Raw genomic sequence first — 14,397 nt, 5'->3', positions numbered from 1 at the left:
TGCGGCCACAAAAGTGAACCTGAACTTGAAGAATAACTGGCATCATAAAACCATTGAGGACCTGGAGCAACACAACTTCGGAAGGCCGGAGGATGCTCCCACAAGCATGATCCGGCGTTGTATCTATCTGACCAAGGTGCCGCTTGATCAATTTGCCATTGAAGACCTGCGTTTAATGATTGGCCAGGGATTTTCTCTGTGCTATCTTATTCCATTGGCAACCGGATATTTGAAGGCAGATCTCTTTGCGGAGGGAAGTTGTTTTCCGGGAGATCTGCTAAAGAACATTCTTTTAATTGATCCGGAGTTCTGGCTCGCTAACAGACCCTTGTGGACCGCTATAAATGATCTGATTAAAAACAGGCGGCAGGAGCTCGCCGTACTCAAAATTCCAACCTTTTTATTTGATACCGTATTTAGTGAGAAGTAAGGAGCCAGCAAACAGCAGATAAACGCATTTTTTGCCGTCAGTGCTTGTTTGTTTCCTAAGTCGCTTTACCGTTCCAGTATTGTTCTTTACAGTATATGTGTCGGGATGATTTTACCATGCGTTGGTTTTTAGCTCTTCAATTTTATTAAAATGTTTGCACCAGGTAATAAAAATCGGATTGTGTTGTTTTGCTATGGCTGCGATCCGGATATCGTTAGTAGCAATAAACCTTCTTTTTTTGTAAAGAAAGGACTATCCCGACGGCTATAGGGAAGGCATGACAAATGAAGGACTTTTGAAACAGCATCGAAGAAGATATTCGATCTGCCTGCTAAAAGAAAATACTACTACAATATCAAAAAGTATCAGCATCCTGCAGCCGGTTAAAGTATTTTTGAACGATGACGATAATGCCGTTTTAACGAGATAAGCAGTTGCATGAAAATTAAAGACGTTACCACCATATTGCTCACGGGTCCCTGCACCCTGGATCCCTATTTATCGGAGGCGCGCAAATTACGTAGCGCCGCTTTTATAAAGATAGAAACAGAGGAGGGACTTACGGGTATCGGCGAAACTTACGGGGGCTATTTTTTCCCGGAGTCCATACCCGCGATTGTGGATTTTTTTAAGCCCATTCTCATTGGGGCTGATGCCGGGGATATCCGCACGCTTTGGCAGCGCATGTACCACTGCGGCAATTTCTGGTGCCGGGTAGGCCTGGGTGCTATTGCACTTACAGGTATCGAGGCAGCGCTTTGGGATCTGAAAGGAAAGGCTGAAGGACTGCCGGTATACCGGTTGTTGCAGGAAGCCTACGGGAAGGATTTCGGGGAAGCAAAACAACACGAACAGCTGCCGTGTTATGCAACGGGAGGGCCCAGCAACTATCCGCTGGATAAGCTGGCCGGTAAAATCGAATACTATTGTTCGCTTGGATTTAAAGGTGTGAAAGTAGGTGCCGGAGCGTATTACAAGGAGCAAGGATCTGTGATTTCAAATGAGCCGGAAGCTGCCGCTGCTTTTGAAGTAGAAAAACTCCGCTTTATCAGAGAACGTTTCGGAAAGGAGCTGTGGCTGATGCTGGATGCGCATATGGGCAATCATGCTGCGGCCACCTGGAACCTGGATACGGCGTTGGCGGTGGCGAAAGCGGTGGAAACGGAAGACCTGTTCTTCCTGGAAGAACCGCTGCACTATACCCGTCCCGACTGGTATGCGGAACTTTGCAGCCATACAAAAACACGTATTGCCGGTGGCGAGTGCCTTACCACAGCAAGCGAATGGCAAACCTTCATTGAAAAGGACTGTTTCCATATCGGCCAGCCCGATGCAGCCTTTGTATCCGGCCTGGGACCATTTATGGAAATTGCGGCGAGCCTGGCACAAAAAAACAATAGCATCGCCCCACATGCCTGGGGTGCCGGTGCGGCACAGATGCAGAATATACATGCCGGTTTTGCATGTCCTAATACGGTGATGCTGGAAGTGGCGCCGGCCTACGGTCCCCTGCACAGTGAGCTGATCGGGGACAGCCTGCAAATAAAAGATGGGTTCGTATTGCCCCCCGAGAAGCCGGGACTTGGGATAGAGCTCACAACTGCAACGATAGCACGTTTTCCCTTTGTGCCCGGAAGCGGCGAGTTTAACAGCGTGCCGGGTAAAATACTTACAACCTGATCGGATGATGGAACTGATTATTGACCTGCCGGTATATATGCCTGTTTTAAAAAAGATACAGGAATTGGATGGAATAAACGTTCACCTGCTTCCGGAGCCGGCGGTGGTAGCAAGAACGCTGCCGGTGGCTGAAATTGAACATGGCACCGTATTGCTTTGTACCATTCCCCCGGAAAATCATGCAGCAATGAAAAACCTGGAACTGGTACAGATCGCCTCTGCGGGTTATACACAGCTCATTAACCAGGGGTTTGCCCAACGGAATATTCGTTGCTGCAATGCATTGGGCGTATTTGACGTACCTATTGCAGAATGGAACATGGCGATGATGATTCATCTTGCCAGGGATTTCAAAGGCATGCAGCGCAATCAGCAGCAAAAGGTCTGGGACCGCTCCGCACGTTTCCAGGATGAAATAAGGGGCAGGGTGGTGGGTATCTGGGGGTATGGCGGTATCGGCCGGGAAACGGCACGGCTGGCCCGGGCCCTTGGAATGACCGTACATGTATTGAGCCGCTCGGGTTTAAAACCACGCCACCATACCTACTGTGTACCCGGAACCGGCGATCCGGAAGGCTTGTTGCCGGATCGTGTATTTGGAATGGATGAAAAGGACGCATTTTTAAGATCGGTCGATTTTTTGATCATGGCTATTCCGCAAACCGGAAGCACTGAGGGGATTGTTGGGGAAGCGGAGTTACGGTTGTTAAAACCGTCTGCGTTCCTGCTAAACCCCGCGCGGGGCCCGCTGATCAAAGAGGCGGCCCTGGTTCGTGCGTTGCAGGAAAACTGGTTTGCCGGTGCGGCATTGGACACGCATTATCATTATCCCATGCCGCCGGAACATCCGTTATGGGAAATGGATAACGTGATCCTCACGCCGCATATTTCGGGTTCCAGTGCCAGTCCGCATTTTCTGGAACGGGTGTGGGATATCTTTTTTGAAAATGTACAACGTCTCCGGAACGGGAAGCCATTGTTAAACGAGTTGTCAGCCGCTGCGCTTACAGGAAAATAAGGTTGAACTTGGGTGGTAATGTGTTTCCTGGAGGCGCGTGAAGCTGTCATAGCTGCAGGCCTGTCGGAGCCATGCACGGCAGCCTTGATTTGTATGCTTACAAATCAGAAAGTTGCATCTTATGTTCCCTGTAGCGCAGGTACCTAAAGGTTCGGTCACGCGGGCATCTGCCCTATAAATAAAATAAAAATATAGGGGTGAAATGAAATATATGTTAACGATAATGGGGGTGGTGTGGCTGACCCTCTGCAGCAGTGTCCGTGTATGGGCAAACGTAAGCTATCTACCGGATAGCATTGATGCCTTCTGGCAAAAAACGCGTACACAACTGTCGGCCATACCCATCGACGGTAAAACGGAGCCGGTAACAGAAGCACTGCCTTATAAAAAATACTTTATTACGGTAAAAAGTCTTAACAAGGTTACGGTAGCCGGTTATCTTTCGATCCCCGTTCAGGGGGAAACTCCGGCAAAGCCCTGGCCGTTGCTGGTAACCACCTGCGGATACAGCGGCAATGGCCAGGGGGTGCAGTTGGGTGAGTGTCAGCGGGGCTATGCCGTATTACAGGTGTATCCCAGAGGACAGGGCATTTCTTCAAATTACTTCACGATTAACAGTGATAAGCTCAGCACCAACCTGGCTTCGCCCGAAGGCTATTATTACCAGGGTGGGTATATGGACATTATCCGGATGATCGATTATATCGTTACACGTCCGGATATTGATACTACCCGCATCGCAATGGTGGGCACCAGCCAGGCCGGCGGGATCTCACTTGCCGTTACCGCATTGGACAACCGTATTAAGACTGTAGTGGCACATGTGCCGTTCTTATGTGATCTGCGGAGGGCAGCAGCTTTGCCATCACTTGCAAAGAACCTGCTGGACCGCGCGGGCAATAACAATCAAAAGGCATTCCGTACGCTGGATTATTTTGATCCGTATATGTTGGCTGGCCGTATCCGCGTGCCGGTATTCATGAGCGCGGGAGGTAAGGATGCACTATGTCCGGCGCCAACCGTTAAAGCAGTATATGACCGGATACCGGCCGGGGAAAAAACGTACCGGTTTTATCCTGATCTCCCGCACACAAGTTGTATGGATTCCTATGCGCGCACCTGGGTATTCCTGGATCAGTATTTTAAAAACAAGCATTGATTATTTAAACATAAAATATGAGACAATCAAAACCAATCCTTTACCTGTTCCTGTTATGTTTTATTACCCGATCCGTGTGTGCCCAGGAGGCGCAACAGGTGGAAGGGTTCGATACGGTCGCTTTTCATTATAATGCCAACAGGGCAGCAGCGGTACGTGATTTTCGCGGACAAACAAAAGGGTATATGACCGCAGGCTGGTGGGCAAAGGGGCAAATAAAAAAAAATTGGTTGTCCTGGAAAACAGCGGTTGTACCGGAGAAGGTGAACACGACCTTTAGCTTTATTGGTTCCAGCGCCGTGTTACCGGCTATTATGCTCAACGGTCCTGAATTGCGCTTAAGTGTGAATGGTGCGTATGCGCTTACGTTCAATATCGGGAAAACACATGATTTTACCTGGAAGGAAGGAGCATTTGAGCTCAAATACATTTCCAAGCGTACAGAATTTCCCTACACCGGCGAACACCGGCAGTTTGCATTGAACGGAAACAGCGGCATTTATCAATTAACCGTTCCGGCTTCGGTTGTGGAGCCGGGAAAGGCTGCTACCATAGCGGTTGAGTTATTGCCCTTCGATGGCTGGGATCATGGCTGGTTCATGGTAAAAGCGTATAAGGATGTGTTACAGGCGCCCACCGTGCAAAAGCTGGAAAAACGGATCGATGGCATGCAGAAAGACATAAACCTGCTGCTGGAGCAGACCAATATACTGGCCTCCAAGTTATACAGCAAGGAGCTTGGAAACAAGCAGTACGAACACCAGCTCATTTATACAAACGGTTATCGCCACCTGCATCCTGCAGATATCATTAAATTAAAGAACGGTGATATCCTGCTTTTTACAAGAGAGGCTACGGAACATTTTGCTAATGACGGGGATATTGTGATGTTGCGGTCAACAGACAATGGTAAAACCTGGGGCGACCGGAAAGTGGTGAGCGCTATAAAGGACCTGGATGAGCGGGAGGGCTGCGGTATCCAGCTAAAAGATGGCACCATCGTGGTAGGCATCTTTTATAATGAGCTGTACATACCGGACGGTACCTACAATTGGGGTGGAACGGTAAAGCTGGCGCCATTGAACCGCGCAAGGCTGGGGGCGCATTTTATTACCTCGAAGGATAATGGCAAAACATGGGAGCAGGGGGCGTTTATCGATATGAAGGGTAAACCCTTTACCGGTGTGGAAGGGCCCACGGACGCACCGGTTGAAATGCCGGACGGAAGTATTGTGATGGGTGTGATTGGTTATGGTATTAACGGCGATTCCAAAAATATCGGCGCCGTTCTATTACGCTCTACAGATAAAGCAAAGACCTGGAACTATGTGTCTACCATTGCGGGTGACCCGGGTGGCAAGCAAAAAGGATTCCTGGAACCTGGACTGGTGCGCACAAAAACCGGAAGGCTGATCGCCGGGTTGCGCAATCATGCGGATGAGAATGCGATCTATATCAGTTATTCCGATGATGCAGGTAAAACCTGGGTGCCGCCGTTCAAAACAAAAATGATCGGGCATCCAGTAGACCTCGTGCAGCTTAAGGACGGCCGGATCATGGCGACTTATGGGATCCGCGAAGGTGCAGGCCGGCATGCAGAACCAGGGGGCATACGGGCCTGTTTCAGTTCCGATAACGGGAAGACCTGGGATATTAAAAATGAAGTAGTGCTGCGGGATGATTTTATAAACTGGGATATCGGCTACCCGGAGTCGCTTGAAATGGAGGACGGCCGGATCATGACCGTGTATTATTTTAATCTTTTTGGCAAATATTATATCGGCGCTACCTATTGGAAGCCCTGAGGGAAATTAAGAACAGCCGGTTCATAAACGGAATAAAGCATGAAAGCGATCGGTCTTATCTATGTTGCGTTGCTGTGTGTGGTCATCGGGCCGCTGCACAGTAACGCCCGGGCCAAAACAACGCCTAACGTGTTATTGATCGTTTCTGAAGACCACGGTCCGCACCTGTCCTGTTATGGCGACAGGAATATACAGACGCCGCATCTCGATCAACTGGCGCGGCAGGGGATCCTGTTCCGGAATGCTTATGTAACAGAGTCTGTTTGTAGCCCGTCCCGGAGCAGTATCCTTACCGGGTTATACCCACATCAGAGCGGGCACCTGGGGCTGACCACACATGGCTTTCATTATGTGGGTCCGGTGCAAACGATCTATACCTTGTTAAAAAAAGCAGGATACCGTACGGGAATGATCGGTAAACTGCACCTGGAGCCGGAATCGCTTTTCCCGATGGATATGCATCCCATCCAAAGTCCCAACTATGAAAAGAAAGGGCTGGAACGATATGCCGCCTTTGCCGGTGCATTTATGCGGGCTTCGGATGCACCTTTTTTCCTGATGGTGAATTTTCCGGATACACACTGGCCTTTCCAGGACCAGGTGGAGGGACGCCCCTCAAAAACGGTGACGCCGGCACAGGTAAGTTCCTTCCCGTATATCGGGTTCGATAATGAACGTATCCGCAGCTATACCAGCAGTATTTACAATTGTATGCTGCGGCTGGATGGATGTGTTGGAGAACTGATGCAACAGCTAAAGCAGTCAGGAAAAGAACAGCACACGCTGGTGATCTTTTTATCGGATCATGGTGATGAAATGGCGCGGGGAAAATTTGATATTTATGAGGCCTCGAATAAAGTACCGTTTATCGCCTCCTGGCCGGGCGTCATTAAAAGCGGAACGCAGTCACAGGCACTGGTGTCTACCATTGATATTGTGCCAACGGTACTGGAGCTGGCCGGGCTTTCAAAACCGGCGGAACTAAGCGGTAAAAGCCTGATGCCGCTATTTGCAAGGCCGGCCCTTCATTTCAGGGAACATCTCTTTACAGAAAAGAACGCCGATCAGATCGGTATGTATTATCCCCGCAGGGCGGTAAGGGATGGCCGCTATAAGATCATTTATTCGTTACTCGATGACGGGCGCAAAAACGAAGTAGCGGTAAACTATACCCGCAACAGTGCAAAACCGCGTACAGATGCCGTAGCCGGCTCCCCAACGCTGGAAGAACTGAAAACGGCTCCGGAGATGATACAGAAGGCCTACCGGGATTGGGTACAGCCGGCGAAAGTGCAGTTGTACGATCTGGAAAAAGATCCTTATGAGTTTCACGACCTTTCCGCCGATGCAAGGTATACTACTATCAAAGACCGCCTGGTAAACGTACTGTTGCGCTGGCAGGAGGAAACGGATGACCCCTTGCGGTTCCCGGATAAACTGCGCAAATTAACACAGGAGAATGATACGATGCGCGTTTCGAAAAACATGCAGTGGAAGTACCCTGAATACTTATACGGAAATAAAAAATAACCGATTCAATAATGGACAGCAGATCCCGGAGACAGTTTATAAAAAAGGCAACGGTATTGGGCGGCGCCTTACCGCTGGCAGGTTTACCGGTAAACCTGGCTGCACAGCGTGGGAAGGAGGTTGCTCCCTTGCTGCAAAAGGAGGATTATACCATTCGCCTGGAGGATGCATGTATAACCATTCATGCAGGCATCCTTAAACGAGTATTAGATATCCGCAACGGGCAGGTGGTAACCCGGAGCCTTTCTGTAAACGGGACGTCGTTGCTTGAGGAAGCTGCGGAGGACTTCAGCCTGGCATTTTACCAAGCCACACCCGATCAAAAACCGGCAGGTATACGGTTACAGTCCGATGGATCCATGCAATGGACCGATGGCTCCGTTGTAAACGCCAAAGGCGACAATCAGCCGGTAAGCTGGAGCCCGGTTGCGGTGGTCGGCGGGCCAGACCTGGCAACGCGGTTCCGCCTGGTGGCAACAGAGGTTACACATCCCGGTAAGGGGCTTACCCGGCTGCAGTTAAGGGCGGCTGCGTTTGCGGATCCGGCGTTGCAGGGCGTAAGTCTGTGTATCTTTTATGAAGTATATGAAGGCTATCCGGCTATCCGCAAATGGATGGAGGTGATCAATAATGGGAGGCACTGGTTAAAGATCGACCGGTTTTCAATAGACGCTATTGCCATCGCCTCCGGTTTCCGTACAATAACACCGCTAACCCCGGCGGAGCAGGGAGCGGAGAGCAGTATGGTGGCATTCAGCAATGCAACACAAACAAAAGGTGTAATCATAACCAGCGAGGTGCCTTCTGCAGTGCGCACAATCCGTGCAACCGGAAGTACCGGTTATGCGGATGATTATTTTGAATGGGTACTGGGCCCTTCCGAACATTTTGCAACCGAACCTGTATTCCAGTTTGGCTTTTCGGGGGCGGCTGTTTCAACGATCAGTGGAATTTCCACACCACTGGACCGGGCGGTGGAAACGCCTTTCAAAGATTTCCTGAGAGGGAGTGTAGGACTGCGCGCAGCCGCAGCACAGGTGCCTGCGCCCATCTGGTGCTCGTATACCCATTTCCTGGATAAGCTGAATGATGCAGATATGCGGCAGCAGGCGGATATAGCGTCCGCTATCGGTTTTGAAACGTTTCAGATGGATGAAGGCTGGGCAAGAACACCGGCCCCGGGTGGATCGGAACCGGGAAGCAGTTTCCCGGATTTTGTGGCTACCTGCAACTATATCCGGTCCAAGGGCCTGCAGCTGGGGCTATGGATCTCCTGTTTCCGCGGCGGTGAAGCAAAGGATCTGAAAGCGCTTCCGGATGGACGATCGCTTCCGCTGTTTCAAAATACGAAGCGGGGTTATGGTATGAGCTTTTCCGGGCCCTGGCGGGATTATTTCGCCAACGACCTGTTGTATATGCGGGATAAATACGGGATGACCTATGTAAAGGTAGACCTGACCAATATCAGCAAAGGCGATATCGCCGCGGCGCATGAGAGCCGCACTAAAAAAGAATCACTGCTGCGCGGGCTGCGGGGTTTGCTGGAAATGTCGAAGCGGGTAGGCATGATGGCACCGGATATCTGGACGCAGTTAACACATGAGCTTTACTGGCGTACACCGGGCCCTCCGGCTGATATTGCCGTACTCAAATATGCCTGTGCGTTTCATACCACACCCAATACTTATAAAGGATCGGGCAATGGCAGCAAGCGCGTAAGCCCCGATTGGCCCTATGACCCGTTGAAAATGCGGGAGCAGCTGATCGATAGTTGCTGGGAAGCGCGGCAGCGTTATTTCAGCCACAGGGGATTGCCGCTGTATTCCGTGGAGTTTTATGCAGCGCATGCTGTAAACATAAAAGGCAGTTTAACCCCGCAGGTGCAGGACCGGCAGCTTTGCAGCTGGCTGATGGGTGCCCCTACCGTTTTTGCCGGAGACCTGTCTTCTTTAACACCGGAGCAGATCCTGCATTACCGGAAACGGGTTGACCTGCTCAAAAGCCTGCAGCAAACCTACAATATCTACCAGTATTTCCAGTACAGCGGAGTACCGCAACCTACCGAAACCGGCTGGCATTGGTGGGGTAAGCTCAATGAGCAGGGCGAAGGTGTGGTGGTGGTGATCCGGGGTACGGCGGACGCCGGCGCGCGCATCATCAATATCCCCTGGGTTCAACCGGAAAAGAACTATACGGTAACCGCCTTGTTTGCCGGTAAAAAAATGGGGCGCTATACGGGCCGGCAACTTCAGAAAGGGATCGTGAGCCTGGTGTTGCCGGTTTACGGACAGGAACTATTGAAAGTATCATCCAACTAAAAACATACCAATCAATTTTAGGATATGAACAATCATCAATCATCCCGACGAAAATTCTTAAAACAAACCGGCATTGTAATGGCTGGTGTGCCGTTTGTACATACAACACTGTTTCCGGGAAAACAACCGGTAGCACAGGCACAATGGAGCGTAGCGCAGAATACGCCGGTTACCGTGCTAACGGATAACCGGCTGAAGTTTGAATACGGTGAGGAACGCATGGTGCTGGACGATGGGTTGCAGCCGTCCATGCTCATTACGCGCAATGATACCATCGTGGTGCAGGCGCAGAACCACAATAAGCCGCAGCCGCAGCAACGGATCTATTATCCGTTTGCGGTAGATACGGTAGTGTCGCGCGACAAAGGAGCCACCTGGCAAAAGATCGCCTTGCTGCCTGGTAAAAATGATATCAATATCGAAGGTGGGATCGTGCAGCTGAAAGATGGTACCATCATGGGATTGGAAACCTACGTAACACCGGGTAGTAAACCGGATACCGGTGAATCACTGATGTTTTATTCAACGGATGATATGAAAACGGTGAAGGGGCCGGTTACGGTTACGTTTGATATGCCTGATTCCAATTTTTATGCTTCTTCTGATGATGGCGGCCGTCCGCATGTGGCCATGCGGCTGCATCGCCGGATCTTTGAAATGCCGAACGGCGATCTTATGACAACGATCTATGGCTGGCAGAAAGGCGATAAAAGCCCTTCCGACTACGAGGTGCGTATGATCAAGACCCGGGTAATGGTATTCCGTTCCTCCAACAAAGGACGTCACTGGAAATATGTATCCAGCATTACGACCATGCCACAGGCACAAACAGAAGGTTTTGGCGAACCGGTGCTGAACCGCGTTAATAAAGGAAAACATGCGGGCCGGCTGATCTGCTTTATGCGTACCGGCAGGGAACTGTTTAAGGCATATTCCGATAATGAAGGCAAAACCTGGAGTAAACCGGAGCCCATCCAGTTTGCAGACCGGGATGTTTATGCTACAGAGAAATGGAAGGAGATGTTTAAAGAGGTAAAACGAAAGGGGATCCCGGTAGTGGAAAACGCCGTTGAGATCATCGGCGCGGTAGTTGACCCGGACCTTTGTGTATTGCGCAGCGGGCTGCTGGTGGCGGCTTTTGGCGTTCGTATTCCGGCAAAAGCCTGCTGGCAAAAGTTCAATCATCCATGGAACGGCAACTACATCGCGGTAAGCAGCGATGGCGGCGATACCTGGAGCAATGTACAGCAATTGACCTCCGGTATTCCTACCACCCATTACATGGCCGTAGAAGAAACAAAGGAAGACAATAAGATCTTTGTGGTGTACGACTGGGGCTGGTGGGGCTATAAGGAAGGGCGTTATACGTACGGTCGCCCGGTAACCATCCGCAAACAATAAGTGCAGTAAAGAATACGCAATTGGTTTTGTAATAAATGACGTCTACTGCCTGCATAAATTAAATGAGGCCATGAGGTTGATCATTATGAGCATATTGCTGCTGGTGAGCTGCGGGGCCGGGGCCCAGGCTGCGGGGAAGGAACTGTCTTTCCGGATTGTATTTGGTCTGAGGGATAAAGAGCCAGCGGCCTGGAACGGGCAGGTGATCCCTGCGGCCGGTCAGGAATTATCGGTACAGGCAGATTGGTTCCGGGATCATCAGTACGAGGCCAAGGGCTGGTCAAAAGGGATCATCAGCATCAAATTGCCGGATCCGCCCTTCCCCAACGATTATCTTCCAAACAGCAGCTCCTGGATTTGCAGCACGCGTCCTTCGCCCCTGCATGGGCCTACTACAGAATGGCATGATCATGGTCAGCTGGACAGTCTTTACGGGGAAGCCGCGCTGAAGCCGGTAATCGTTTGTCCCAGTATCATCCTGCGGCTTAAAAATCCTGTATTGACAACATCCGTATCCATTAAAACCGCCCGCGGTGATTTTCATTTTGTACCCGATGAAATAATAAAGGAACGGGTAGCGTATTTCCTGGACAGCAGTATACGGGTAGAAGTGGTACCGGTTACAGCGCCCATAACAACATCGCTCAAAGACCAGGAAGATTACCCTGCGTTGCTGATTGCAAAGAACGGAACAACCTGGCTGGCCCGGCAGGCTTTTGATGGAACTGCTGATAAACTGGTGGTGCAATGCAAACGGGGCAGCGTATGGCTTCCTTCGGTAACAATTGCGGAGCATGCAGATATTTTTTCCACGGCCCTTGCCGAAGATGAGGGCGGTCATATATGGGTGGTATGGGCCATGCAGGTAAAGAACCGGTTTGACCTGTATACGCGCCGCTTTGATGGCAGCAAATGGTCGGCAATCCAATGCCTTACAACAGGAGGGGCTGTACGGAATCTGTATCACCGGATGACCACCGATTCCAGGGGAAACATCTGGCTGGTATGGCAGCAAACGGGAAGCGGCAATAGCCGGATCTGCGCACGGCAGCTGGAAAAAGGTGTTTGGAAACCGGTAGTGCAGGTAAGCAACGGCGCATCTGCCGGGGGTAACAACTGGTGGCCGGTGGTTGCTGCCGCCCCCAATGGTACTGTTTCTATTGCCTGGGATGGTTATGCAAAGGGAAGCTATGATATTTACCTGAGGCAGTATATAAACGGGAAATGGCAGGCGGAACGGGCCGTGATCGCAACCGGGAAATTTGAAGCGCACCCTTCCATTGCCTATGATCAGCAGAACCGTCTTTGGCTGGCATGGGATGAGTCGGGTGAAAACTGGGGCAAGGACGTAGGCTTTTTGCTGGACCGGCAGCAAACCCGTTTGCATGAATCGCGTTCCGTGAAATTGATCTGTCTGGATGGAGACCGCGTGCTCACTACCAGGCAGCCGTTATCAGCCGTGTTAGCTCCGAAAGATTTTTGGGAACTGCCGCAATTGCAAATAGACGCGCAGGGCAATCCCTGGCTGCTGGTACGGCACCTGGTAATGCGGGAGCCGGATACACCCCTGGAGGGACCGATTGATCTGGCGCTTTTTGAGATACAGGCGTTACAGTATGTAAACGGGAGCTGGAGCCCGCCGGTTTGTGTCCCGCAGAGCGCGGGCCGGAACGACATGCTGCCGGCTACGGCAATAGATGCTGACGGAAACATCTGGGCCGCCTGGGCCACAGACCTGCGCAACCGGAAAACCTATCAGCATAACCAGTTGCAGGTGGCGCTGGGCGAGATCGGGAAATGGCGGGGAAGCAACGCACCGGAGCTGGCTGCTTATAATGAAACACGTATAACGGATTATAAGCCGTTTGATCCTTTGGAAAAAGCAGCGGTGCAACGGATCCGTAACTACCGCATTCAAAACGGTACCAAACAATACGCCATCTACCGGGGCGACCTGCACCGGCATACCGATATCTCCGTAGACGGGAGCAATGATGGCTCCATACTGGATGCCTACCGCTATGCACGGGATGCCGCCGCCCTGGACTTTTTAGGCGTTTCCAATCATACGGATGCGGTATGGGATGAATACAACTGGTGGAACACACAAAAACTGCAGGACCTGTACCAGATCCCCGATGCCTTTGTTTCCTTTTACGGATACGAACGCTCTGTGGAGTATCCCAATGGGCACCGCAACATCTTTTTTACAAAAAGAGGTACGCCCTATATTTACCCCATTGGCGCTTTTGAAGCCCGCGGTGGCTATGTAGGCAGCGGCGCATTGTACTGGTACCTGCGCCGCCACAACGGGTTCAGCATTCCGCATACCACCGGGCGCACCAGTGGCACGGACTGGCGGGACAATGATCCGTTGGTAGAGCCGTTAATGGAAATTTACCAGGGCATGCGTGATAGTTATGAATACGCCGGCAGCCCGCGTCCGTATAAACGGTATACACTCCCGGATAGTACTCAACCGGTAGGGCGCGCCTCTTCGGCACCCCGGAGTCCTTCCTTTAAACCTCTGGGCTTTGCATGGAATGCACTGGCGAAGGGTTATAAGCTCGGCTTTATTGCTTCGTCCGATCATATTTCCACCCATCTCAGTTATGCCTGCCTGATCGCCGAAAGCCTTACGCCGGAAGGATTGGGTAACGCCATCCGCAACCGGCGTACCTATGCGGCCACCGATAACATCATCCTGGATATAAAGCATACTGGGTCTGCAGGAACCTACCTGATGGGGGCCTCATTTATAAGTGCTTCACCCATCCGGATCAGCGGAACCATTATTGGCACGGCAGCCATTGAACAGGTGGATATTATCAGGAACAATGCGGTTGTGCAAACCTATAAGCCCGGTACCGGTGCATTTGAATTTGTATTTAAGGATACACGTTACCAGGATAAGAAGGATGGTGAAAGTTATTATTATGTACGCGTGATCCAGCAGGATGGGGCCATGGCCTGGGGATCGCCGGTATGGGTAACGTATACAAAATAATGAAGCGGAGCAGGGGACGGAAAAAGAAAAGACCCTGCAATGCGGATCG

General features: G+C 51.0%; 9 protein-coding genes. All 9 read left to right on the top strand.

The genetic code is table 11. The annotated features are described in order from the left end of the window. The first annotated feature begins 13 nt into the window (after window positions 1-13). Entirely contained in the window at window positions 14-430 is a 417-nt protein-coding gene (locus LQ567_RS07845) for a contact-dependent growth inhibition system immunity protein (protein WP_231003884.1), read from the top strand. Between the two features lie 438 nt (window positions 431-868). Next, window positions 869-2,110 (top strand): mandelate racemase/muconate lactonizing enzyme family protein, encoded by a 1,242-nt coding sequence (locus LQ567_RS07840; protein WP_231003882.1) that lies wholly within the window; start codon window positions 869-871, stop codon window positions 2,108-2,110. Window positions 2,111-2,114: 4 nt separating this feature from the next. Next, entirely contained in the window at window positions 2,115-3,128 is a 1,014-nt protein-coding gene (locus LQ567_RS07835; RefSeq protein WP_231003879.1) for a D-2-hydroxyacid dehydrogenase, read from the top strand. Between the two features lie 211 nt (window positions 3,129-3,339). Continuing rightward, window positions 3,340-4,287 (top strand): acetylxylan esterase, encoded by a 948-nt coding sequence (locus tag LQ567_RS07830; protein ID WP_231003877.1) that lies wholly within the window; start codon window positions 3,340-3,342, stop codon window positions 4,285-4,287. Between the two features lie 17 nt (window positions 4,288-4,304). Beyond that, window positions 4,305-6,092 (top strand): sialidase family protein, encoded by a 1,788-nt coding sequence (locus LQ567_RS07825; protein WP_231003876.1) that lies wholly within the window; start codon window positions 4,305-4,307, stop codon window positions 6,090-6,092. Window positions 6,093-6,131: 39 nt separating this feature from the next. Then, window positions 6,132-7,622 carry a sulfatase family protein gene (locus tag LQ567_RS07820; protein ID WP_231003874.1) on the top strand — a complete coding sequence of 497 codons (1,491 nt, stop codon included), beginning with the start codon at window positions 6,132-6,134 and terminating at the stop codon, window positions 7,620-7,622. 11 nt (window positions 7,623-7,633) lie between these two features. After that, complete coding sequence (locus tag LQ567_RS07815) at window positions 7,634-9,940, top strand: twin-arginine translocation signal domain-containing protein (protein ID WP_231003872.1); 2,307 nt, start codon at window positions 7,634-7,636, stop codon at window positions 9,938-9,940. Window positions 9,941-9,964: 24 nt separating this feature from the next. Then, the gene (locus LQ567_RS07810) at window positions 9,965-11,341 is read left to right on the top strand and encodes a sialidase family protein (protein ID WP_231003870.1); all 1,377 of its coding nucleotides are present in this window, start codon (window positions 9,965-9,967) and stop codon (window positions 11,339-11,341) included. A 70-nt stretch (window positions 11,342-11,411) separates the two neighbouring features. Beyond that, window positions 11,412-14,348: a CehA/McbA family metallohydrolase domain-containing protein gene (locus LQ567_RS07805; protein ID WP_231003868.1), complete on the top strand. Its 2,937-nt coding sequence runs from the start codon at window positions 11,412-11,414 to the stop codon at window positions 14,346-14,348. Window positions 14,349-14,397 lie beyond the last annotated feature (49 nt).

Source organism: Niabella pedocola (genome assembly GCF_021044425.1).
Taxonomy (GTDB): domain Bacteria; phylum Bacteroidota; class Bacteroidia; order Chitinophagales; family Chitinophagaceae; genus Niabella; species Niabella pedocola.
Note: the sequence above shows the minus strand (reverse complement) of the source record. Positions and strands in the feature narration are given on the sequence as shown.

Coding starts and splice junctions, on each gene's coding strand:
- LQ567_RS07840 (WP_231003882.1), top strand. CDS start 869: ATGAAAATTAAAGACGTTACCACCATATTGCTCACGGGTCCCTGCACC.
- LQ567_RS07835 (WP_231003879.1), top strand. CDS start 2,115: ATGATGGAACTGATTATTGACCTGCCGGTATATATGCCTGTTTTAAAA.
- LQ567_RS07830 (WP_231003877.1), top strand. CDS start 3,340: ATGTTAACGATAATGGGGGTGGTGTGGCTGACCCTCTGCAGCAGTGTC.
- LQ567_RS07825 (WP_231003876.1), top strand. CDS start 4,305: ATGAGACAATCAAAACCAATCCTTTACCTGTTCCTGTTATGTTTTATT.
- LQ567_RS07820 (WP_231003874.1), top strand. CDS start 6,132: ATGAAAGCGATCGGTCTTATCTATGTTGCGTTGCTGTGTGTGGTCATC.
- LQ567_RS07815 (WP_231003872.1), top strand. CDS start 7,634: ATGGACAGCAGATCCCGGAGACAGTTTATAAAAAAGGCAACGGTATTG.
- LQ567_RS07810 (WP_231003870.1), top strand. CDS start 9,965: ATGAACAATCATCAATCATCCCGACGAAAATTCTTAAAACAAACCGGC.
- LQ567_RS07805 (WP_231003868.1), top strand. CDS start 11,412: ATGAGGTTGATCATTATGAGCATATTGCTGCTGGTGAGCTGCGGGGCC.